The sequence below is a fragment of the Streptococcus sp. 343_SSPC genome, assembly GCF_001072385.1.
Classification (GTDB): Bacteria; Bacillota; Bacilli; order Lactobacillales; family Streptococcaceae; genus Streptococcus.
Window position 1 is genome coordinate 1 of sequence record NZ_JVKU01000003.1, and the last position, 23717, is coordinate 23717.

Below are 23717 nucleotides of genomic sequence, written 5' to 3' on the forward strand. Positions count from 1 at the left end.
TGTTCAGTTTTCAAAGGTCTTTGTCGCTCTCGCGCGACAACTATATTAGTATATCACGACCATATGACCTTGTCAATATCTTTTTTCTATTTTTTTAAAAAAAGTTTTTCTTTTTTCAAAAAATAGAAAACGAGAAGCGTATTCTTCTCGTTTTCTTATGATTATACAAGTTCTTTATATTTTTTCTGTTCTGCTTTATTTGCCCAAACGTAATGTCCTGGCTTGATTTCAACCATTTCTGGTTTGTCTGTTGAATAATCATGCTGATCAGGATCATAAACTTTCAAAACTTTTTTGCGTTCTAGAATTGGATCTGGAATCGGTACAGCTGATAGTAGAGATTGTGTGTATGGATGAATTGGATTATTAAACAATTCTTCCGTTTCAGCTACTTCTACAATAACTCCTTTGTAAATAACCGCAATACGATCAGAGATAAATCGAACGACTGAAAGATCGTGCGCGATAAAGAGATAGGTCAAGCCCAACTCTTTTTGGAATTTCTTAAGGAGATTTAAAACTTGCGCACGTACGGATACGTCAAGGGCTGAAATAGGCTCGTCTGCGATAACAAATTCTGGCTCCATTACCAAGGCACGAGCAATCCCAATCCGCTGGCGTTGTCCACCAGAGAATTCATGAGGATAACGAGTTAAATGCTCTGCTAGAAGCCCCACTTCATGCATAATCTCTTTTACTTTACGTACTCGGTCTTCTTCATTTTCGAATAGGTGATAATTGTACAAACCTTCTGAAATAATGTAGTCGACTGTTGCACGCTCGTTCAAACTTGCCGCTGGGTCTTGGAAGATCATTTGAATTTTACGGATTAATTCATTTTCATCCTTGCGCGATTGCTTCCCATTGATCTTTTTGCCATCATACAGGATATCACCTGCACTAGTGTCATTCAAACCAATGATTGCACGACCAATTGTCGTCTTCCCACTACCAGACTCACCAACAAGAGAAAATGTTTCCCCTTTGTTGATGAAGAAATTTGCATTCTTTACAGCTACAAATTTTTTACTTCCTTCACCGAAGGAAATTTCTAGATCTTTAACTTCTATTAATTTTTCTGTCATTTCCTTCTCCTAGTCCTTGATTGTAGTGAATCCCATTTTCGCACTAATCTTTTCATGAAGATTATCAATAATTTCTGGTTTATTGACTTTTGGTGCATCTTCATGTAAGAGCCATGTTTTAGCCCAATGTGTATCTGAAACATTGAAGACTGGTGGATGTTCCTCGAAATCAATTTGCATCGCATAGTCTGAACGCAAAGCAAAGGCATCCCCTTTTACTGGTGAATACAATGATGGAGGAGTCCCTGGGATAGAATATAAATCACCTTTAGAGGTAGACAATTGTGGCAAACTTGAAAGGAGACTCCATGTATAAGGATGTCTTGGATCATAGAAGATTTCTTCTACTTTACCAAATTCTATAATTTCACCAGCATACATTACGGCAACCTTATCTGCAATACTTGCGACCACACCTAAGTCGTGAGTGATAAAGATTGTTGTAAAGTTATATTCTTTTTGCAATGATTTCAACAAGTCAATGATCTGGGCTTGGATGGTTACGTCAAGGGCCGTTGTTGGCTCGTCACAGATCAAGATATCTGGGCGACAAGCAAGCGCAATAGCAATAACGATCCGTTGGCGCATCCCGCCTGAATATTGGAAAGGATATTCATCAAAGCGACGTTCCGCTTCTGGGATTCCCACCTTTTCCATATAATCAATGGCCATTTCTCTGGCTTCTTTGGCACTCTTGCCTTGGTGTTTAATAATAACTTCCGTAATTTGTGATCCGATTGTATTAATCGGATCCAAACTGGTCATTGGATCTTGGAAGATGGTTGCAATTTTTGCACCGCGGATATCTTCCCAGTCTTTGTTTGACTTGAGTTCTGTTAATTCTTGCCCGCGATAATTAATGCTACCATTGGCAATTCGTCCGTTGTCTTCTAACATTCCTGTGAAGGTTTTTGTGAGAACAGATTTACCAGAACCTGATTCACCAACAAGTGCCATGACTTCACCTTCAACAAGGTCTAAGGACACATTGCGAATAGCTGTTAAGACACGATCCCGAACATCAAATTCTACTACGATATCGCGAGCAGATAAGATTACATTTTTATCATTTGTCATACCTACTCCTCCTATCTATGTGTACGTGGATCGCTGGCATCTGCAAGGTTTTGTCCAACGATATAGAATGACAAGGATACCAAGACTAAAACTGTCAATGGAATCCAGAAAAGATACGCATTGGTTGTTACGTTTTGTGAGTAGTCTGAAATCAGACGACCTAAACTTGGAACTGTAATTGGCAATCCCAATCCAAAGAAGGAAAGGAAGGCTTCAGTTGAAATAAAGGCTGGTAACAATTGAGTTGTTGTCGTCACAATAACAGATACCAACTGTGGCAAAATGTTTTTTGTCACGATTTTTAGAGTTGGAGTCCCCAAAGTACGGCTGGCCAAGTTGTACTCTAAATCACGGTAACGCATAATTTGGACACGGATAGAATAAGCAATCCCAATCCATCCTGTTACCGTCATCGCCAAAATCAAGTTCCAGAAACCAGCACCGATTGAGTAAGTCAAGACAATAACAATCAACATGAATGGAACGTTTGAAATAACGTTATAAACTTCCATCATGAAGCGGTCGATTGATTTTGACACACCCCAAATCCCACCAATCACTACACCAATTACAACATTGATCAAGGTAGCAATAAAAGAGATGATAATCGAATTGCGGGCACCAAACCAAACTCCATCAAACAACGATTTACCATTGTTATCTGTACCAAAGAAAGCTTTGGCACTTGGAGGATTCAAACGAGCAGTGAAATCATTTACTTTACTTACATCATTGTAATCAAAGTTTGAAAACATTGGATAAACAAAACTCATCAAGAGAATTCCCACCAAGACTGCTAACATGAAAATGGTTGATTTCTTTTTGAAAAATTGGCGAAATACAGATTTCCAATAGGAGTACGACGGCGCATCAATTGTTTCAGAGGCAAAGTCGTCACGTTCAACAAATTGGAATTTCTTTTTATCGATTGTAGACATTATTTGCCTCCTTTCTTAGTTGTCAATTTGATACGAGGGTCTACCATAACCATGAGAATATCACCGGCCATTGCTCCAAATACAGCAAGAACAGTAAAGATGAAGACAAGACCCACCACCATGGTATTGTTCGATGCCTTGATGGAATCAATCAACATTTTACCCATACCAGGGAAGGCAAAGACGGTTTCTGTCAAGGTAGCTCCTGAAATAACCAAGACCAATTGAACAGGAATACCTGTAACGATTGGAACCATTGCATTCTTGAAAATATGCTTGCGTGAAATTTCTTTTTCAGAAAGTCCTTTAGCACGTGCAAAACGGACAAAGTCTTGTGAGTGCAAGTCAATCATATAACGACGAATCCAAACAGCCAAACCTGGAGCGGTCAATAGTCCCAGGATGACAGAAGGAAGAACGTACGATCTCCAGTCCTGAGCTCCTAAGACTGGGAAAGAGTCTGGAAGACCGATTGTTGAACCAACCAAGCGGACGATGTAGACTAAGGCAATCGTTGGAAGAGCCATCATCAATGTCAAGACAGCTGTTGAGGCACTATCAAACCATGTGTTCTTCAACAAGGCCATGTATGATCCCAATGGAATTGCGATCAAGTAAGCAATTGCAATCCCGATCAAGCCGATAATAGAAGAGCTCACAATCATGGATGGATTTTCATAGTTACTCAAAGTTGCTGTATAAGCATCTCCTTCACCAAAGCGGGCAATATCTTGAGCATCTGCCTTGCTTGGTGATTTGTAAGTACGTGAGTAGATATCGATAGAAGATTCTTTTTTCCCTGTTGGGAAGTTCACTTCACTCTTTTTAGTAGTACCTTGTCCTTGTGTAATAACCTGAAGAACCGGCGTATTTGAATAAGTTGGGTAAGATTCACCCAAGTTTAACGATACAAAATTTTGATGAATGAACGGGAATTGACCATTGAAATACAAAAGATATTTATGTTTAGTCCCCGAACCAACTACTGACCAACCAATAGCTGGATCATTTTCAATGCGAATATAGCGTTCAAGTTTTGGATTGGAAGCATCTTTGATGACATTTGGATGATCAATCTGAATCAGATTGCCGTAGAATCCAATAACACGTTCAAAGACAGGGACTTCACGAGTTGCGTAAAAGCCTTTGTTTTCAGGGAAACGTTTCAATACCCAGCCATTTCCAAGATTAGAAATGTACTTTTTGTAGATCTTTTCGTTTTCTTTAGTAGGCTCTACAGTTACTGATGAGTCTTCCTTGCTTGCTTTTTCTTTCAAAGCTTTTGAATCAAGATATTCTATATACCCCATACGATCATAGACTGTGTTTTCATAATTGATTTTAGAATCCTTAGTCTTTGCAATCTTATTATAGTTAGGGTCGTTTTTGAAAATTAAATTTCTTGGGGTTAGCGTATAAATAATTGTATACGTCAATGTCGTAACCAAAAAGATCGACACTAACGAACGTAAAATACGCATAAATATATATTTTTTCATATTCCGTTCCTTTAATGTTCAAAAGAACTTTCTCCCCTATTAGAGAAAGTTCTGATGAAGGTGATTATTTAACGTGTTTTTCTAGTTCTTGCTGAGCTTTTTTATTTGAATCAGCTTTTTCTTTCAACCATTTTTCACGTGCTTGATCATATTGTTTTTTAGTGACAGGCTCATCCTGAATTTCAACATATTTGAAATAAGTTGATCCTTTGTTACCTGTTTGTGATGAAGGACCAGAGAATGGTACCACTTTTGAAACTACTGTAGCTGCTCCAGAGCTTGTCATAGTTGGAATGACTAACGAACTATCCGTTAACCAAGCTTGCGCCGCTGCGTATTTTTCATAACGTGCAACCACGTCTTGTGATTCATTTTCTGCATCATCAAGTAATTTCGCATATTCATCTAAACCGACTGCTTTAGCAGAGGCATTGTCGACACCACCAGCAAATCCAAGGTAAGTTTTGGTTTGGTCAGGAGAAGATGGTTGCAAAGTATCAAGGTAAGTAGATGGGTCATCGTAGTCTGGATTCCAGCCCACAAGTCCTTGAAGATCCCAGTCAGCATCCGCTGCAGACGGTACGTTAATTGTGATATTCAAGATTGCATCTTGGTCCATCATTTGAAGGTCAACCACAACATTTTCCGTTCCAAGTGTATCTTCAACAGATTGTTTGAAGGATTGCATCCGTGCTACAAAGCTTGTTGAACTTTGAACAACGGGAACATCCAAATGGATTGGGAATTGAACGCCTTCTTTTTGGAGTTCCGCTTTAGCTTTTTCGAACTGAGCTTTTGCTTTATCTTTGTTGTAAAGACCATCTTGGCTATCTGCAAGATTTACACCACTCCATTGATCTCCGTATGTCTGCAACTTATCAGCCACAACATCTCCGAAGTCTTTTCCATTAACTTGAACAAAGGCAGGTGCAGTATACATATTCCGAATAGCAGCCTTTGCGTATTCTTTACCATTGACTTGCGCTGAATAATTTTCGCGGTTCAAGGCAAAGGTGATGGCTTGACGGAAATTCTTGTTCAAGATAGCTTTCTTCGTAGAAGATTTCTGCTCATCTGAAGTTTTAGATGTGTGGTTGTAGGCTTGACGGTCAATATTGAAACCAAAGACTGCTACACCAGCTCCAGGCTGTGTGTTGTAGATGTTATCTTTGTATTTTTCTTCAACAGATGCAAAGTTAGAGCTAGCAGGGAATAGACGTGCTTGGGTATATGAACCATCGCTAAATGCACGCGCTAAAGAATCCTGGTCAGACCCATCAAAGTAAGAGAATTTAATCTTGTTGATGTGAACGTTGTCTTTGTCCCAATACTCTTCGTTCTTTTCAAAGGTGATTTCTGATTTAGAAGTGATTGATTTCAAAAGGAATGGTCCGTTATAAAGGATAGATTTTACATCACCTGGCTGACCAAAATCGTCACCCTTGCTTTCCAAGAATTCACCATTGATTGGCATGAGCACACCATTAGTTGTTTTAGAATTCCAGAAGGTTTCTGGTTGATTCAATGTGTACTCAAGTGTGTAGTCATCTACTGCTTTTACCCCAACTTGAGAAAAATCAGTAATTTTTCCATCTACATAGTCTTTCAATCCTTTTACTGAACCTTGAACCAACGGAAGAGTTTCTGATTTTTTATCCGCCGCATGCTTCAATCCAGTAACAAAGTCATGAGCTGTTACCTCTCCATGCTCTTCACCATCAGCATCATACCATTTAACACCCTTACGGATTTTGTAAGTATAGGTCAAACCGTCTTTTGAAACAGACCAATCTTCAGCAATAGATGGTACAAGGTTTCCGTACTTGTCGTTCTCCAACAAACCATCTACACCGTTTGTTGTAATATCGTGCACAGACGCTTTTGAAGATACAGTGTAATCCAAAGTTGTTGGATCATCGTTATAAACATAGCCATATGTTGTATCTTTTTTTGATTCAGACTTGCTATCTTTTGAGCCAGAACATGCTGCAAGGAAAGTTGCTGCGAGCAATGTTACTCCGGCAAATGCAAAAACTTTACTTTTTTTCATTTTGAATCTCCATTTTATTGAATTTAGATAGAATTATAGCATAAGTGAGACAAAAAGTAAACTAAATTTTCTGAATATTTGGCAAGTGAAGGGAGCCACTAAGCGGAGGACTGTCTAAAAAATCAATCCTTTTTAGTGGCTCCTTCCCCTACTTAAACTTATGCGTTCTTACTATCCCAGCTATTTCGATTCGATGTGGTTCTTTAATTCTTCTTGGGCTTTTTTATTGGATTCAGCCTTTTCTTTCAACCATTTTTCTTTACTTGCATCGTAATCCTTTGTCTTGATGACTTCTTCTGAAAGTTCAAGATATTTATAGTTGGTTCCTGTACCTTTTGTTCCAACCCATGAAGCAGCACGACTATATGGGACAGTCCGTTGCAACATTGGCGTTCCACCATTTGAAACAGTTGGTAAGATTAACGAACTATCGGTTAGCCATGCTTGAGCGGCTGCGTATTTCTCATACCGTACAGCTTGGTCACTCACTTCTGCATTGGCATCTTTTAAGAGCTCTGCATACTTCCCAAAGTCAACTGCTGTAATAGCAGGGCTGTTTGAACCTGCATCCACACCTAGATAGTAGAAAACAGAACCGTTAACAGGGCTTAAACTCTCTAAATAAGTAGATGGATCTTGGTAGTCTGGAACCCATCCTCCGCCTGCAAGGTCATAATCTTTCTCAGCAGCAGTGTCTGTAAAGTAGGTAATATTGTTAAAGTCATCATCAGTTAATTTCTGAATATCTACGACAACATTGTCTGCACCAAGAACAGCTTCTACGGATTGTTTGAAGGAGCTAGCTTGTTGTACCTGACTGTTATCTGTCTGACTAACAACGTAATCCAAATGAATTGGGAATTGTACCCCTTCTTTTTGCAGTTGTTCTTTTGCTTTTGCAAATTCAGCCTTGGCTTTTTCTTGATTGTAGAGAGTGGTTTGGGCATCATCTAGATTTACGTCTTTCCACTCATCCCCATAGGTCACCAATTGTTTCTCAACAACCTTACCGAACTCTTCACCATTTACTTGAACAAAAGTCGGTGGAACCAAGGTGTTTCGAAGAATCTTGGTCGCCGCATCCGCACCAGATGTTTGTGCTGCATAGGCTTCACGGTCAAAGGCAAAGTTGACGGCTTGACGGAAATCCTTGTTTAAAATCGCTTGTTTTGTAGACGATTTTTGAGCATCTGTCGTTTTGGCTGTATGATTATACTTCTGACGATCGATGTTGAAGCCTAGATAGTAAGATGTACCATATTGAACACCATAAACAATATTATCACCAAATTTCTTTTTCACACTCTTATAAGTGGAGCTATTTGGCATTACCGTCGCAAATGAATATTGTCCATTCTCAAATTTCTTGATGACTGATTCTGGATCTGATCCGTCATTGTAAGTCAACTTCACATTATCAATATGAACATTCTTTTCATCATAGTATTCTTTATTTTTTACAAGTTCAATTTGAGATTTTGAAGTTAAATTCTTCAAATAATAGGGACCGTTATAGAGAATACTACTTGGTTTTAAAGAACCAAAGTCTTTTCCTTGAGATTCTAAGAAAGCTGCGTTAACTGGGAAAAGGACGCCTGATGTCGTCTTAGAATTCCAAAAGCTTTCTGGGCGTTCCAAGGTATATTGAACGGTGTAATCATCTAGGGCTTTCACGCCAACTGTCTTGAAATCTGTTGTTTCACCCTTGGCATAGGCATCCAAACCTTTAATGGAGTTTTGGATTAAGAAGAGACCTTCAGATTTTGATTCCACAGCATGTTTGATTCCTGTCACAAAATCGTGAGCTGTTACAGCACCATACTCTTCCCCTTCACTGGTGTACCATTTAGCATCTTTTCGAAGTTTATAGGTATAGACCAAGCCATCTTCTGAAACTGTCCAGTCTTCTGCCAAACTTGGGATTAAATTTCCATATTTATCATTTTCTAACAAACCATCAACAAGGTTACTTGTAATATCAGACGTCGTGGTACGAGTCGATGCAATGTAGTCCAATGTATTTGGATCTGTTGAATAAATATAAGAATAAGTAGATTGATTGCTGCTTCCACCACCGCAGGCTGTCAATAGAAGAGCGCTGGCTAGAGAAACACCGGCCAGTACGAACCGTTTATTTACTTTCATCACTATCTCCTTATGTTAGGTTTTCTACCATTATACACTATTTCTTCCATTTTACCAACTATCTTTCAAATTTGCCTATGACCTTTGAGTCCTAGGAGAGCAAAATAGGATTAGAGCAGTTGCCTTCTTTTATGATACAATAGTAGAGACAAAAAACAATCGAGGACTCAAACGTGAAAAAAATAATCACCTTACTTCTTTGTCTAATGCTTGCGCTTCTCAGTACGTCTCCTGTAAAAGCGGAGGACCTAGACCTTGGAGCCCAGCATGCTATTGCGATTGATGGGACAACAGGTAAAATACTCTACGAAAAAAATAGTGATGAGAAAAAAGAGGTTGGCGGAATCAGCAACCTTTTGACCACTTATCTCGTTTACGAAGCCATTCAGCAAGGAAAAATCTCTTTAACTGATGATGTGGATATTTCTGATAAAGCCTATCAACTGACAGCTGTTGAAGGAATCAGCAACGTTCCCTTGGAAGCCCGTAAATACAAGGTTAAGGACTTGCTCACTGCTCTCCTCGTATCAAACGCCAATAGTGCCGCCATCGCCTTAGCTGAAAAAGTAGCTGGTAGCGAAGAAAAATTCGTCCTCCTCATGAAAGCAAAGCTCAAAGATTGGGGAATTACAGATGCGACGATTGTGAATACTAGTGGATTGAACCAATCTATCATTGATGGGGATGAGGAAAATAAAAAGAAAAATACCGAAAATAAGCTGAGCGCTTATGATGTGGCAGTCATCGCAAAACATCTTCTAGAAGACTTTCCTGAAGTTACAAAAATCACCTCCCTCTCCCATGCAGAATTTGCTGGAATTCAATTGGAGAGTAGCAACTATATGCTGGAAAACATGCCCAACTATCGAGCTGGGGTGGATGGTCTAAAAACTGGAAATTCCGAAAAAGGAGGGATCTCATTTGTCGCTTCTACTAATCAAAATGGGATTCGAATGATTACCGTTGTCATTGGTGTTGAGGCAATCGACGGTGACCCTTACGCACGATTTGTTGCAACAGCCAACCTGATGAATTATGTGAGCCAAAACTTCGTTCCAAGCCTCATTGTCAGCAAAGGCGAAGCTTACAACAACAGTAAATCAACGGTTCACGATGGCAAGAAAACAAACGCCACTGCTGTTGCCAAGGATGACTTCATCGTGATCGAACGACAAGGAAGCCAAGCAGAAGCTAAAATCACCTTTAAAAGTAGCCAATCTTCATTTAGCGCTCCTATAAAGAAAGGTACTTCTCTCGGAACCCTTACCTACACTGATCCAGAACCCATCGGTCGAGGGTATATCGAAGGTAAAGCCCCTAGTATGGAAATGGTGAGCGGAGAAAATATCCAAAAAAGTTTCTTCTTAAAGGTGTGGTGGAATCAATTTGTTCGTTACGTCAACGAAAAACTATAAATGCTCATAAACAAAAAAAGAGGTCACCCTCTTTTTTTGTTTATTTTATTCCTGTCAACAGAACTTCTATCGAACTTCGAAATAAGGAAAAGCAGTATCGCTGTCTATTGGATGAGTCGGGATTTCTTGTTCAATCACCGCACGCCAACCTGCTACCAATTCTTCAAAAGATAAGCTAGCTTCAGGTGTAGCTGTTGTTAGCTTCCGACCAAACCAAGCCATGGTCGCCGTTTCTAATTGAAGCATGGCATAACTAATCACAGGAACATTGGCAGCTTCGTAATTTTCATTGACTGCACGGGCCACTGCTGGTGCTTGAGGCAAGAGTTGAAGGCGGATTTTTTCTACAAGTTCTGGATCCAATTCTTGCCAAGAAATTAATTTCCCATCGATTTGATAATACAAATCAAATGTTTCTTGACCCGGCTTAAAATTCACTAGCATAAAGGCACGATTCGCTTTATCAGGACCGCCAACAGCCTTCACAGCATTGATCAAGAGATTTTGTTCCATCTGTCTCCAATAATCATCTGCTTCTTCTGCTAGATCAATTGTAAAGGGTGGAACAATTTCCTCAACAGGAATTTCGCCCTTATTCGCTTTTTCAACATTACCAAATAATTTTTTTAAGAATCCCATTTGCTTCTCCTTTTATCCCCTTAACCGACAGATCCTTCCATTTCATAGCTAATCAAGCGGTTGAGCTCAACTGCATATTCCATTGGAAGTTCTTTAGTGAAGGGCTCTACAAATCCCATGACGATCATCTCAGTCGCTTCTGATTCTGATAAACCACGACTCATGAGGTAATAGAGTTGTTCTTCTGAAATCTTAGATACTTTGGCTTCATGTTCCAAAGCAACTTGTGAATTATGAATTTCATTAAATGGGATGGTGTCAGATGCAGACAAGTCATCCATGATAATGGTATCACACTCAATGTGACTGACAGATTTCGCTGAATCTTTATTGAATGTCACTTGTCCACGGTAGTCAACCTTTCCTCCACCTTTCGCGATGGATTTTGAGACGATTGAAGAGCTGGTATGTGGAGCATTGTGGATCATCTTGGCACCAGTATCCTGGTGTTGCCCTGCATTAGCAAAGGCAATAGAAAGCATAGTCCCACGCGCACCTTCTCCATCCAGATAAACAGACGGGTATTTCATGGTCGTTTTAGCTCCGAGGTTTCCATCGATCCATTCAACTGTCGCATCTTTGGTTGCTTTGGCCCGTTTGGTTACCAAGTTATAGACGTTATCAGACCAGTTTTGGATAGTCGTATAACGCATGTAAGCGCCATCCAAGGCAAAAATTTCGACAATGGCTGCGTGCAGGCTATTGCTTGAATAAGTCGGTGCTGTACATCCTTCTACATAATGGACGCTAGCGCCTTCATCAACAATAATCAAAGTCCGCTCAAACTGACCTGTATTTTCATTATTAATCCGGAAGTAGGTCTGCAAAGGAACATCGACCTTTACACCCTTCGGTACATAGATAAAGGTCCCACCTGACCAAACAGCTGAGTTGAGGGCTGCCAACTTATTATCCGTTGGAGGTACCAACTTAGCAAAGTATTGCTTAAACAAGTCTGGGTATTCCTTCAAAGCCGAATCTGTATCGGTAAAAATGATTCCGAGCTTTTGGAATTCTTCCTTCATGTTATGGTAAACTACTTCAGACTCATACTGAGCAGCTGCTCCGGCCAGGTAAGCACGCTCTGCTTCTGGAATACCAATCCGTTCAAATGTTTCCTTAATTTTTTCAGGCACTTCATCCCAGCTACGTGCAGGTTTATCAGATGGTTTTTGATAATAAATCAAATCATCAAAATCAATATCTGACAAGTCCGCTCCCCAAGTTTGCATCGGCATTTTTTTAAATGCTTCATAAGACTTCAAACGGAACTCCAGCATCCATTCTGGCTCATTTTTCGCAGCAGACAACTCGCGAATAACCGATTCATTCAACCCTTTTCCTGTTGATAAGATTGGGTCTACATCATCGTGAAAGCCAAATTTATATTCACCAAGATCAATTGGTTTTGGTTCTACTCTTTCTTCTGTCATATCTTTCCTTTCATTTTCTTTTTAGCGCTCTTTACATGTGATTACTTTTTTCTAGTCTGGACCATCAGCACCCGAATGTTGATATCATTTCTCACCAGAAGCTCGGTTAAAAAACAGACTTGAATTTTCATCACTTTTATTCATCATTAGGCTTGAGCATCGATTGCTTTTTTGAGAGCATTCCAAGCCAGGGTCGAGCACTTGATCCGTTGTGGAAATTTAGCAACCCCAGCTAAAAAGGCTGCATCTCCCAACTGGTCTTGACGGGCATCTTCTTTGCCTTGGACCATTTCTGAAAAAATAGTCGCCAACTCTAGCACTTCTTCTTTGGATTTTCCTAGGACAACGTCCGTCATCATACTAGCAGAAGCCGTCGAAATCGTACAACCTGAGTTGACAAAGGCAATGTCCTTGATTACTCCTTCATCATCAAACTGAACAGACAAACTAATCACATCGCCACAAGTTGGATTGTTTAAGTTGATTTGTTCAACCCCTTCAATCTTTCCATGGTGGTGGGGATTTTTTGAATGGTCAGCTACTACAGCCATATAGAGGCTATCTAATTTAGAAAGTGCCATTGAAAAACTCCTTTGTTTTTATCAGCGCTTCTACAAGCTTATCACAGTCTTCCTTTGTATTGTAGAGATAAAAGCTAGCTCGAGCAGTCGCTGGAACCTCCAAATACTGGATTAAAGGTTGAGCACAATGGTGGCCTGCCCGAACGGCAACCCCTTCATAATCCAAGGCAGTCGCAAGATCATGAGGATGCAGATTCCCTAAGTTGAAGGAAATCACCCCAGAGCGTTTCGCTAAATCTTGGGAGCCATAGATTTTCAAGCCTTCAATTGCTTGAAGTTTGGGAAAGACGTAGGCAATCAACTCTTGCTCGTGATGCTCAATGGCATCCATGCCAATAGCCTCCAAATAATCAATCGCCGCAGCTAAACCAATAGCACCAGCCATATTTGGAGTCCCTGCTTCGAATTTCCAAGGGAGTTCCTTCCAGGTTGCGGATTGTTCATAGACAAAGTCAATCATTTCCCCACCAAATTCAACAGGTGACATTTGGTTGAGATAGTGCTCTTTTCCATACAAGACTCCAATCCCTGTCGGTCCAGCCATTTTATGACCGGAAAAGACAAAGAAGTCTGCATCTAGCTTTTGAACATCAATTTTCATATGGGGGACTGATTGGGCCCCATCCACTACCATAATAGCACCTTTTTCATGGGCCAATTGAGCGAGTTCCTGGATAGGATTAATCACCCCGAGTACGTTAGAAGCATGGGTAATGGAAACAAATTTGGTTCGATCTGTCAATTTTTCTCGGAAATCCTCTAGATCCAGACCACCGTCTTTCAAGTAGGCATAGACCAACTTCGCCCCTGTCTTCCGACAAGCTTCCTGCCAAGGAAGGATGTTGGAATGGTGTTCCATAATAGAGATGAGGACCTCATCCCCCTCTTCGAGGATTTCCTCTGCAAACCGCCCAATCCAGTTCAAACCTGTCGTAGTCCCTCTCGTAAACAAGACCTCTTTGGTCGAGGAAGCGTTTATAAAACGACGGACCGTTTCTCTTGCCGCCTCATAGGACGCGGTCGCCCGTTCCGCCAAGGTATGAACCCCGCGGTGAACATTGGCATTATCCTCTTGGTAATAGCGATTCACCGCTTCTAGGACAGCTTTTGGTTTTTGTGTCGTCGCTGCATTATCTAAATAGACAAGTGGCTCATCATTCACTATTTGATCTAAAATCGGGAAATCTTTCCGAATCTTTTCGACATCTATCATGTTTATCTCTTCAATAATTTATCTTCAATGGTTTGGATCATTTCTTCACGAACTTCTTTGACTGGAATCTCCACGATCACTGATCCAAGGAAACCACGAACCACTAAGCGTTCTGCAGTTGCCTGATCCAAGCCACGGCTCATGAGGTAGTACATGTCTTCTGGATCCACTTGACCGATAGAAGCTGCATGGCCTGCAGTCACATCATTTTCATCGATCAAAAGAATTGGGTTAGCATCGGAACGAGCTTGGTCAGAAAGCATTAACACACGGCTTTCTTGTTGGGCATCTGCCCCTTTTGCTCCCTTGATAATGTGGCCAATCCCGTTGAAGGTCAAGGTTGCCTTTTCAAGAATGACACCATGTTGGAGAATGTTCCCTACCGAATTGCAACCATAGTTGGTTACGCGGGTATCAATCCCTTGTACCTGACGACCACTAGATAGGGCTACGACCTTAAGGTCTGCATGGCTGCCGTTTCCTATCAAGTCACTATCAAAGTCAGCAACGACATTTCCTTCGTTCATGACACCGATTGCCCAATCAATGCTAGCATCCTTGCCTAGTTTCCCACGGCGGCTAATATAGGCAGTGACATTCTCACCAAGACGATCAATCGCAGCAAACTTCACTTGCGCACCTGAACGGGCAATCACTTCTACTGTGATATTAGCAGTTGCCTTGGCACTACCTTCTCCACGTGACTCTAACCGTTCAAGGTAACTAATCTTACTGTTCTTACCAGCTATAATCAAGATGTGCTTGTTAAATGGCACATCGCTATCACTATCCTGGTAGAAGACACCCTCGATTGGCTCCGCGATTTCTACATGATCTGGAATATAGAGAACAGCTCCACTATTGAAATAAGCTGTGTGGTAGGCTGCCAACTTGTCATCATCATATTTAACGGATGACATGAAAAATTCCTCTACGACCTCTGGAATTACTTCCAAGGCTGAGTGGAAGTCTGTAAAGATGACTCCCTGGTTGGCCAAGTCAACTGGAATCTGTTCAAATACTGTGTGAGTTCCATGCTGAACCAATTTTAATTGATTGTCAATCGCAGTGAAGTCTGGCACAGCAGTGAGTGGCTCACTTTCTGTGATTGTTCCATCGCCAAGATTCCAACGATGAAATTTCACGCGTTCAATCACGGGTAGTTCTAAATCATCAATTTTATCAAAAGCCTTCTGACGCAAGTCCTGCAACCATTGGGGCTCTGCATGCATTTCTGAAAAAAGTTTGATATTTTCTTTGGTCATTTACTCCTCCTCAAAGATCCTGTTCAGTTTTGGACACAAGATTAGAGTTCTTCTTTGTAGTCGTAACCTAACTCTTCTGCTAATTTCGCGTATCCTTCACGCTCCAAACGCACAGCAAGCTCAGGACCACCTGAAAGGACGACACGACCTTCCATCATCACGTGAACCACATCAGGAGTAATGTAGTTTAAAAGACGTTGGTAGTGGGTAATGATCATGGCACCAAAATCTTCGCCACGCATTTCATTGACCCCTTTTGAAACCACTTTAAGGGCATCGATATCCAAACCAGAGTCAATCTCATCAAGGAGGGCAAACTTCGGTTCCAACATCAACAATTGCAGAATTTCATTGCGTTTCTTCTCACCACCTGAGAATCCTTCGTTCAAATAGCGTTCTGCCATTTCTTCCTTCATATTGAGGAGTTCCATTTTCTGGTCCAATTTTGTGATAAAATCACGAACAGAAATTTTTTCATCCTCTTCTTTGCCAGCATTCATGGCTGCACGAAGGAATTCAGCATTGGTAATTCCTGGAATTTCTGATGGGTATTGCATAGCCAAGAAAAGGCCCATGCGAGCACGTTCATCCACTTCCAATTCAAGGATATTCACTCCATCAAATAGAATTTCACCCTTAGTCACTTCATAGTTTGGATTTCCCATGATCGCTGCAGATAGGGTTGATTTCCCTGTCCCGTTAGGTCCCATGATGGCTGCGATTTCTCCCGTTTTAAGGGTCAAGTTCACACCTTTTAAAATTTCCTTGCCTTCAATTTCTACGTGAAGATCTTTAATCTCTAATACTGACATTTGTATTCCTTTCTGCTATAGAGTTTTGTCTTATCTAGTATAACAAAAAAAAGCCTAAAAGGCTTTTCTGGTGTTTAGAATCGTTCTTATTTAGTCTTGTTTTTTCTATTTTGTCGAACTTCCTCTCGATAAGCAGAATTTCCGATGTAGCGTAAGCAATTGAGGAGCGGACTATGGTTAGGACCAAGGACTCCAATCAATTCTGCTAATAATTCAACTCCTAATACCAAACCGATGACAAGCAGAACGCCACCAATACGAGTCGAGATATTTAACAGAAGAGAAATCATGGCAAAAATCATCGAAATCCCATAGATGACCAAGACAGTTCCACGATGTGTTAAGCCCAAAGAAAGTAGGCGATGGTGCAAGTGATTCCGGTCTGGGGCATAGAACTTCTGACCAGAGAGAGTCCGACGAACAATCGCTAAAAAGGTATCCGTAATGGGAACTCCCAAGATAATCATCGGCGTAACAACCGCGACTGCCGTCGCATTCTTAAGACCTTGCAAGGACAAAACAGCGATCATAAAACCAATGAAGAGGGCTCCTGTATCCCCTAAATAAAGAATCGCTGGATGATAATTAAAGGGGAAGAAACCAGCAATGGCCATGACTAATACAAAAATCGTCATAGTCAGAAAAAGATTGGGCACTGGGAGAAAGAAATGAGAGACAATCCCCATCGTCACCAAGGAAATAATCGAAACCCCGCTAACTAGGCCATCCAAACCATCAATCAAATTGACTGCATTGGTAATCGAAATGATCCAAACGACTGTTAAAATATAGGACAACCAGGGGTCAAAATGAAGAAATGGCCCTCCAAAAGGGATCTTGAAATCATTTAAGCGAAAATCTGTAAAGAACCAGATCACACTAGCCCCTAGGAAAATCCCCAGCATCTTTAACCGCGGCGATAATTCTTTTATATCATCGATTAAACCAGTCAGACCTATAATCCATCCTCCAACAACAACTGGTAAAGTATAGGTCAGATATGATGTCTTAGCTACATAGCCTTTGGTAATCATCGGTAGCAATACCACGGTTGCAATGGTGAAAGCAAGAAGAATGGCTAAACCACCAGCGCTGGGCATTGGTTTTTTATTGATCCGACGCGCATTTGGATAGTCTACGGCATCTATTTTAAAGGCCAGTAACCTCACAAAGGGAGTTAGAATCAAACTGATCAAAAAAGTTGCAATCAGGACCAGGATAAATTGTAATGGAAAAGTAATCATACCAAATTAACCTTTTGAAGTTCGTGAATAGCATCTGAGACGAGCAAGAGATGGCCATGTTCCTGGAGGACAGCTCTAGTAGTATCTGTATCTTCCGCATATTCACGCATGGTTGCCAAGAGCCAACCTGGATAATCTTGCGGGCACCCTTCCAAATCAATCAAGACGGTTAAATAGTAAACCCCGTCCATTTTATAAAGTTCCGAAGTCTCGACCGCATAATGAACTGTTTTTGTAAACCGAATCACTTCTTCTAACTGAGAAAACTGGAGGATATAATAAATATACCGTGTATCTACTGGATGATTCGGTGTATCTTCTTCTGAAAGCTGATTCTCATCAGCCAATTCCTCAGCTTCTAAATGACGGATAGCATCGCCGTCTCCCTTACTCTTTTCAGAGATGGTTTTTTCCAAGGTCTTGATAAATTCGTCCGGAGACATTTGCGACAATTCTTCCATATCAGGCAAGTCGGAAAAATCTTCAAAATTTAGATGCTGGTCAATTTTTGATTTGGTCACAAAAACATCGAGCTTATCCGGCTTAGGAGTCACTCGGAAACTCAACATGCCACTGTCTAAGAAGCTTTCTGGCATTTCCAATTCATCTAAGATGGTATAGAAAAATTCTTCTGTTTTTTCTTGAGGCACCAAAAAATCGGCCATTTCCATGCCTCGTTCCTCTAAATCCTCTAATTGAATCGTGATTTTAATGGTTGAATCACTGATTTGCTTCATCTTCATGACTGCACCTCATACTGTTAGTCTTTCTATTATACTAAAAAGGGACATATTTTTCAAAACATGACCCCCACCTCAGATATGAAAAAACCTTAAACAAAAGAGCACTTCCTCCCCCCTCAAACATAGCCATTTGAAGTGAAAGAAGAAGCACTCCTATCTCATGATTAGATAAAGATTTTAATTACTGCATAGACCAGCAAAATCGCTCCCAAAACAATCCGATATTTTCCAAAAACCGTGAAGTCATGAGTTTTAACATAATCTGTCAAGAAGCGAATTGCTACCATACTGACTCCGAAGGCAACTGCCATAGCGACCAAAAGGATCGTCCCTTGGCTGAAACTTAAAGCATTTCCTCCCAAGACAAACTTAGCGACCTTTAATAGGCTAGCTCCAAACATGGCAGGAATCCCCAGATAGAAGGTAAATTCTGTCACAACAGAACGGCTAACTCCATTGACCAAACCACCTACAATCGTTGCACCTGACCGACTGGTCCCTGGGAAAAGTGACAAGACTTGGAACAAACCAATATAGAGAGCAGTCTTATAAGGCAACTTGTGTAATTCCGTCACTTCTGGTTCTACTTGCTCTCGTTTTTCAAGGTAAATAAAGGCCCACCCATAGGTGATCAGCATGATGGCTACAGAAAAAGAGTTATGAAAATGAGCTTCAAACCAATCATCTAATTTAAAGACAAAGAGCAAAGGCAGGGTCGCCACAGCAACCTTGGCCCACAATTGCCAAGTCCGTCTCACCTCTTTTTTCGATTTTCCAGGCTTAAAGGGATAAAGCTTGTCGAAGTAAATCACGACGACGGCCATAATAGCACCAAGCTGAATAACGACATTAAACATCTCCATAAAGGCAGGGTTTTGATCCTTAAACTGAATAAAGTCTTGGATCAAAATCAAATGACCTGTACTTGAGATTGGAAGCCACTCGGTGACTCCTTCAACGATTCCAAAAAGAATCGCTTTTATCACTTCAATGATAAACATCTTCTTCTCCTAAACTTACATTTGCTATATTATAACACATTTCTAGCCATAGAACCAGATGCGCTTGCAAGGATGCATAGACTAAAAAAGTGAGGTAGATCCTACCTCACTTCTCTAAAATTGTAACTACAACTGTGGCTAGCTAGCACTTGTGCGACTCTAAAAAGCACCGAAGCCACCGCCACCACCGCCACCAGAGAAGCCACCACCAGAACTACCGCTTGAAGATACTGTAAAATGACTAGCAGTTGTCGCGGTCGTTCCATAAGTAGATAAGAGATGGCTGGAATGGATCAGATTACTACGAAATGGAGTGTAGACATAGGCATCCATACTTGGGTTATCCAAGTGGATTTGACGAAGCTTCATCACTTTACTTACTTGATCTGCAAAACCAAATAGAGTAGCATAGACTAATAAGCGATTCCATAAAACCAGCGATTGAACTTCTGCTTCTTCCAAATGAGCGATATCCCGCAACATATTACGGAAGCTATCCCAGTAATAGCGCTGTTCTGCACCGAGGTCCGTTGGGACTCCATCCCGTCGATAGAGGGTGAACTTCCCTTGGAAGGATGCTGGAAGAATCCACATCACCAACACATAGATCACACAAAAGATAGAGAGCCAATTCAAGATGAAATAAGCAATTAGACCGGCTACCAAAGCAATGCTCCATGCTGCCCATCCAAAGAAGAGGCACATACGGCCTGCACGTTCCTCCCCTGCCTCTAAAGGACGGTAGTAAGGAGAAAGGGCAAAGGTTTGGATCTTTTGTTGAACTGCCTGAGCGACACGAGAAATCGCTGCATCAATCCGATCTTGCGCTTGTTTTCCACGCTTGCGAATAGCATCTTGATCTTTTTCAGAGGCATATTTATAGAGAGAATCCGAAATTTCATAATCTGAAAACAAATCATCTGTTCTACAATATTTTTGAGAACCGAATGCTAGTCTAAGAAACTCGCGCTCAAATTCATCCAATGTATCTTCATTTTGAATGGTTAAAACTGTATGAGTGTCGTATTGCTCACAGATGATATTTTTTCGATCAATCAAATCAAGTAAGGTTGCTTGCACCAACTGATCAAATTTAAAGACGCCCCGAGCGTGTTTTTTGGTTGGAGAAATCTCATCTAGCTCTGTAGAGTATACAATCGAGGCCATTAGTAGAGGCGCAACGTCATTTGGAATCTCATACAAGCGGCTATTTTTGGGGAAAACTCTGGTAGAAGTCACAGATTGTATGAATCGATGACGATAATAAATAGCAAGAAGAAGGAAGAACAGAATAAGGATTGGGAGTAGGACCTTCATAAATAGGCGAATCCAGGTCCGTTTTTGAACAATTCCTGCTTCCGTCCGATGATAGTTGGACTCCTCCATCAAACCTGTATCGCGATAGGATTCCCCAAAGGAAGCTATATCCGATTTCCGCCAGTAAGCATAAATCTCAACACCTTCTTTTCGTTTCAGATTCTCTAGAGTAGCCTTATAGTTTGCTTCTTCTTTCTGAACAGTTGCCTCAGCCCCCATATAAGCCGTATGGATATTCAGTTCCGATTTTGAGGCAGCTGTGGCAAATTTCGGGATAACCTGTAACTCTACTTTTTTGACCTCTTGATCCCCATCACTGATTGGTTTCCAGTTCAATAATAGGATATCTTGGTGAACATAGAGCAGGTTTTTTAAGCGCCAGGTAACCTTTATCTTGACAGTATCCCCTGCACTTCCGCCGTTATAAATCTTTACCTGATAACCATCGCCTAAATTTTGAACTTCTGGTTCTTGCGACAGGGTTCTACCTTCCACTTCCACCAAAGGAGGAATTACTATTTCAAAACCTTGAGGCATTTTACCCGCACTTCCCAAGCTGACATATTGACCATTATAGGAAGTTGTAAAATGATAGACCAATTCTTCCTCATAGGTAGCATCATCCCAAGTTTCCAAGGTAAGAGTCCCCCGATAAGACTGAACCTCATAGGAAGGACCATCCGCTTTTACAAAACCTGTTATAAATAGACAGGCCATCACTGCCAATAGAACATACAGAATTTTTTTCATTTCCCCTATACTCCTTTGGTTTATTATAGCATTTTTTCATGAAAAGGTTATCAGGTTTGAAAAGTAGACCAATTTCCTGTACAATAAGATGATACTATTTATAAAGGAAGAGGAGACTACATGAAAAAAACAATTTATGCTCTCTTTATCGGACTACTTTTGTGTCTGGGAATGAGCCATATTGTCAAAGCAGATGAGTATCTCCGGATTGGAATGGAGGCTGCGTATGCTCCTTTCAACTGGACTCAAGAAGATGATTCAAATGGAGCCGTAAAGATTGATGGCACCAACCAATATGCCAACGGGTACGATGTTCAAATCGCCAAAAAAGTTGCTGAGGGACTAGGTAAAAAACCTCTGATCGTAAAAACATCTTGGAACGGACTAATTCCAGCCCTCACTTCTGGGAAAATCGATATGATCATCGCCGGGATGAGTCCTACTGCTGAGCGCAAAAAAGAGGTTGCCTTTTCTAATAGCTACTATACTAGTGAGCCAGTCATGCTGGTCCGCAAAGATGGAAACTATGCGAATGCCACTAGTTTAGATGACTTTAAGGATGCCAAGGTCACCTCTCAACAAGGGGTCTACCTCTACTCGCTCATCTCCCAACTCAAGGGTGCAAAACAAGAAACTGCAATGGGTGATTTCGCCCAGATGCGTCAAGCTTTAGAATCTGGTGTTATCGATGCCTATGTTTCTGAGCGTCCAGAAGCCTTGACAGCTGAGTCCGCTAATTCAAAATTTAAGATGATCCAATTCAAAAAAGGTTTTGAAGTTGGGGAAGAAGATGCGACCATCGCTATCGGGATGAAGAAGGGTGACGCTAGACTTGACCAAGTCAATGCGGCACTAGCGAAAATTTCATCTGAAGACCAAGTCAAACTCATGGATGATATGATCAAGAAGCAACCAGCTTCCAGCGATGCTAGCGATGATGAGCAGACTTTCTTCAGCCAAATGATGAAGATTTTGAAAGATAATGGCCCACAGTTCTTACGTGGAACTGGTATGACCCTCCTCATCTCCATGACAGGGACCATTGCTGGTTTGATTATCGGTTTGTTGATCGGTGTCTTCCGGACTGCGCCTATGTCTAAAAACAAGGCTCTCGCTGCCTTGCAAACATTCTTTGGTTGGTTCCTCAATGTCTACATTGAAATCTTCCGCGGAACTCCGATGATCGTTCAATCCATGGTTATTTTCTACGGTTCAGCCCAAGCCTTCAACATTTCCTTGGATCGTACCTGGGCCGCCATCTTTATTGTTTCGATCAATACAGGGGCTTATATGAGCGAGATTGTTCGTGGAGGAATCTTGGCAGTGGATACTGGTCAGTTTGAAGCAGCGACTGCTCTAGGAATGACCCATGGACAAACCATGCGCAAGGTCGTCCTTCCTCAAGTTATTCGCAATATCTTGCCAGCGACAGGGAATGAATTTGTCATTAACATCAAGGATACATCTGTCTTGAATGTTATCTCCGTGGTCGAACTTTACTTTACAGGAAATACGGTCGCAACTCAAAACTACCAATACTTCCCAACCTTTACTATTATTGCGGTTATTTACTTTATCCTGACTTTCACTATCACCCGTATCCTTCGTTACATCGAACGTCGCTTAGATTCTGATACCTATACTACAGGTGCCAATCAAATGCAAGTCAAAGAGGTGAAATAATGGCAGAAAAAATACTTGAAATCAAACACTTAAAAAAATCCTACGGTCAAAACGAAGTCTTGAAGGACATCTCTCTTTCTGTTGAGAAGGGCGAAGTGATCTCCATCATTGGGAGCTCTGGTAGTGGGAAATCTACCTTCCTTCGCTCCATCAATCTCTTAGAGACACCGACTGATGGAGAAATCCTCTACCGGGGGCAAAACGTTCTCGATCCTGATTACGATCTCACCCACTATCGGGAAAAATTGGGCATGGTGTTCCAAAGCTTCAATCTCTTTGAAAACCTGAATGTCTTAGAGAACACCATTGTCGCTCAGACAACTGTCCTAAAACGGGACCGAGAAACGGCAGAGAAAATTGCTAAAGCGAATTTAGAGAAAGTTGGTATGGGAGAACCTTATTGGGCTGCTCGTCCAAAACAACTTTCAGGAGGGCAAAAACAACGGGTCGCTATCGCTCGTGCTCTCTCTATGGATCCGGATGCTATTCTCTTCGATGAGCCAACCTCTGCTCTGGACCCTGAAATGGTCGGAGAAGTTCTTAAAATTATGCAAGACCTAGCCAAAGAAGGCTTAACCATGATCGTGGTCACCCACGAAATGGAATTTGCACGAGACGTCTCAAGTCGTGTTATCTTTATGGACAAGGGGGTCATCGCTGAACAAGGTGATCCAAAAGAAATCTTTACCAATCCAAAAGAAGAACGGACCAAAGAATTCTTACAACGTTTCTTAAACTAAAACAAACTCCCTCACTGGAAGTCCTTCCGATGAGGGAGTTTTTAAATACCATCAATTGAAAGTATGATTCCACACATAAACTTGTTA

Annotated in this window: 19 protein-coding genes; 3 read left to right on the forward strand and 16 right to left on the reverse strand. The window is 41.1% G+C overall.

All coding sequences use genetic code 11. From position 1 onward, the window contains the following. Positions 1–161: 161 nt before the first annotated feature. The 6 genes from ADH27_RS00015 to ADH27_RS00040 all read right to left on the reverse strand — a co-directional run bounded on the left by ADH27_RS00015 (position 162) and on the right by ADH27_RS00040 (position 8794). Positions 162–1085, reverse strand: a complete 924-nt coding sequence (locus ADH27_RS00015) for an ATP-binding cassette domain-containing protein (protein WP_048714745.1) — start codon at positions 1083–1085, stop codon at positions 162–164. A 9-nt stretch (positions 1086–1094) separates the two neighbouring features. After that, positions 1095–2162 (reverse strand): ABC transporter ATP-binding protein, encoded by a 1068-nt coding sequence (locus tag ADH27_RS00020; protein ID WP_048714747.1) that lies wholly within the window; start codon positions 2160–2162, stop codon positions 1095–1097. 11 nt (positions 2163–2173) lie between these two features. Beyond that, positions 2174–3100 (reverse strand): oligopeptide ABC transporter permease OppC, encoded by a 927-nt coding sequence (gene oppC / locus ADH27_RS00025; protein ID WP_048692005.1) that lies wholly within the window; start codon positions 3098–3100, stop codon positions 2174–2176. Further along, positions 3100–4599 (reverse strand): ABC transporter permease, encoded by a 1500-nt coding sequence (locus ADH27_RS00030; RefSeq protein WP_048692006.1) that lies wholly within the window; start codon positions 4597–4599, stop codon positions 3100–3102. Before ADH27_RS00030 ends, oppC begins: the two co-directional genes overlap by 1 nt. A gap of 64 nt (positions 4600–4663) precedes the next feature. Then, the gene (locus tag ADH27_RS00035; protein ID WP_048714750.1) at positions 4664–6649 is read right to left on the reverse strand and encodes a peptide ABC transporter substrate-binding protein; all 1986 of its coding nucleotides are present in this window, start codon (positions 6647–6649) and stop codon (positions 4664–4666) included. Positions 6650–6829: 180 nt separating this feature from the next. Further along, positions 6830–8794, reverse strand: coding sequence for a peptide ABC transporter substrate-binding protein (locus ADH27_RS00040; protein WP_048714752.1), 1965 nt, complete (start codon positions 8792–8794; stop codon positions 6830–6832). A 173-nt stretch (positions 8795–8967) separates the two neighbouring features. Between ADH27_RS00040 and pbp3 the strand changes: the two genes are divergently transcribed. Next, the gene (pbp3, locus tag ADH27_RS00045) at positions 8968–10209 is read left to right on the forward strand and encodes a D-alanyl-D-alanine carboxypeptidase PBP3 (RefSeq protein ID WP_048714755.1); all 1242 of its coding nucleotides are present in this window, start codon (positions 8968–8970) and stop codon (positions 10207–10209) included. 66 nt (positions 10210–10275) lie between these two features. Here the strand turns inward: pbp3 and ADH27_RS00050 are convergent, their stop codons facing one another. The 10 genes from ADH27_RS00050 to ADH27_RS00095 form a co-directional block, all read right to left on the reverse strand. After that, complete coding sequence (locus ADH27_RS00050; RefSeq protein WP_048714756.1) at positions 10276–10848, reverse strand: hypothetical protein; 573 nt, start codon at positions 10846–10848, stop codon at positions 10276–10278. Between the two features lie 20 nt (positions 10849–10868). Next, positions 10869–12281, reverse strand: a complete 1413-nt coding sequence (gene sufB / locus ADH27_RS00055) for a Fe-S cluster assembly protein SufB (RefSeq protein ID WP_006594961.1) — start codon at positions 12279–12281, stop codon at positions 10869–10871. A gap of 146 nt (positions 12282–12427) precedes the next feature. Continuing rightward, complete coding sequence (sufU, locus tag ADH27_RS00060; RefSeq protein ID WP_048714758.1) at positions 12428–12862, reverse strand: Fe-S cluster assembly sulfur transfer protein SufU; 435 nt, start codon at positions 12860–12862, stop codon at positions 12428–12430. After that, positions 12849–14075: a cysteine desulfurase gene (locus tag ADH27_RS00065; RefSeq protein WP_048714760.1), complete on the reverse strand. Its 1227-nt coding sequence runs from the start codon at positions 14073–14075 to the stop codon at positions 12849–12851. The genes sufU and ADH27_RS00065 overlap by 14 nt, the downstream gene beginning before the upstream one ends. A gap of 2 nt (positions 14076–14077) precedes the next feature. After that, complete coding sequence (gene sufD / locus ADH27_RS00070) at positions 14078–15340, reverse strand: Fe-S cluster assembly protein SufD (protein ID WP_006594964.1); 1263 nt, start codon at positions 15338–15340, stop codon at positions 14078–14080. A gap of 41 nt (positions 15341–15381) precedes the next feature. Beyond that, positions 15382–16152 (reverse strand): Fe-S cluster assembly ATPase SufC, encoded by a 771-nt coding sequence (gene sufC / locus ADH27_RS00075; RefSeq protein ID WP_006594965.1) that lies wholly within the window; start codon positions 16150–16152, stop codon positions 15382–15384. A gap of 86 nt (positions 16153–16238) precedes the next feature. Next, complete coding sequence (locus ADH27_RS00080) at positions 16239–17396, reverse strand: glycosyltransferase family 4 protein (protein ID WP_048714763.1); 1158 nt, start codon at positions 17394–17396, stop codon at positions 16239–16241. Beyond that, on the reverse strand, positions 17393–18139 hold the full coding sequence (mecA, locus tag ADH27_RS00085; RefSeq protein ID WP_006594967.1) for an adaptor protein MecA: 747 nt from the start codon (positions 18137–18139) through the stop codon (positions 17393–17395). Before mecA ends, ADH27_RS00080 begins: the two co-directional genes overlap by 4 nt. A 164-nt stretch (positions 18140–18303) precedes the next feature. Beyond that, positions 18304–19140 (reverse strand): undecaprenyl-diphosphate phosphatase, encoded by an 837-nt coding sequence (locus ADH27_RS00090; RefSeq protein ID WP_048692043.1) that lies wholly within the window; start codon positions 19138–19140, stop codon positions 18304–18306. Between the two features lie 159 nt (positions 19141–19299). After that, positions 19300–21207 (reverse strand): DUF2207 domain-containing protein, encoded by a 1908-nt coding sequence (locus ADH27_RS00095; protein ID WP_048714766.1) that lies wholly within the window; start codon positions 21205–21207, stop codon positions 19300–19302. Between the two features lie 120 nt (positions 21208–21327). Here ADH27_RS00095 and ADH27_RS00100 point away from each other — a divergent pair, with 120 nt between their 5' ends. After that, entirely contained in the window at positions 21328–22890 is a 1563-nt protein-coding gene (locus ADH27_RS00100) for an ABC transporter substrate-binding protein/permease (RefSeq protein WP_048714768.1), read from the forward strand. Beyond that, positions 22890–23630, forward strand: coding sequence for an amino acid ABC transporter ATP-binding protein (locus ADH27_RS00105; RefSeq protein ID WP_009732258.1), 741 nt, complete (start codon positions 22890–22892; stop codon positions 23628–23630). The genes ADH27_RS00100 and ADH27_RS00105 overlap by 1 nt, the downstream gene beginning before the upstream one ends. Positions 23631–23717: the final 87 nt, after the last annotated feature.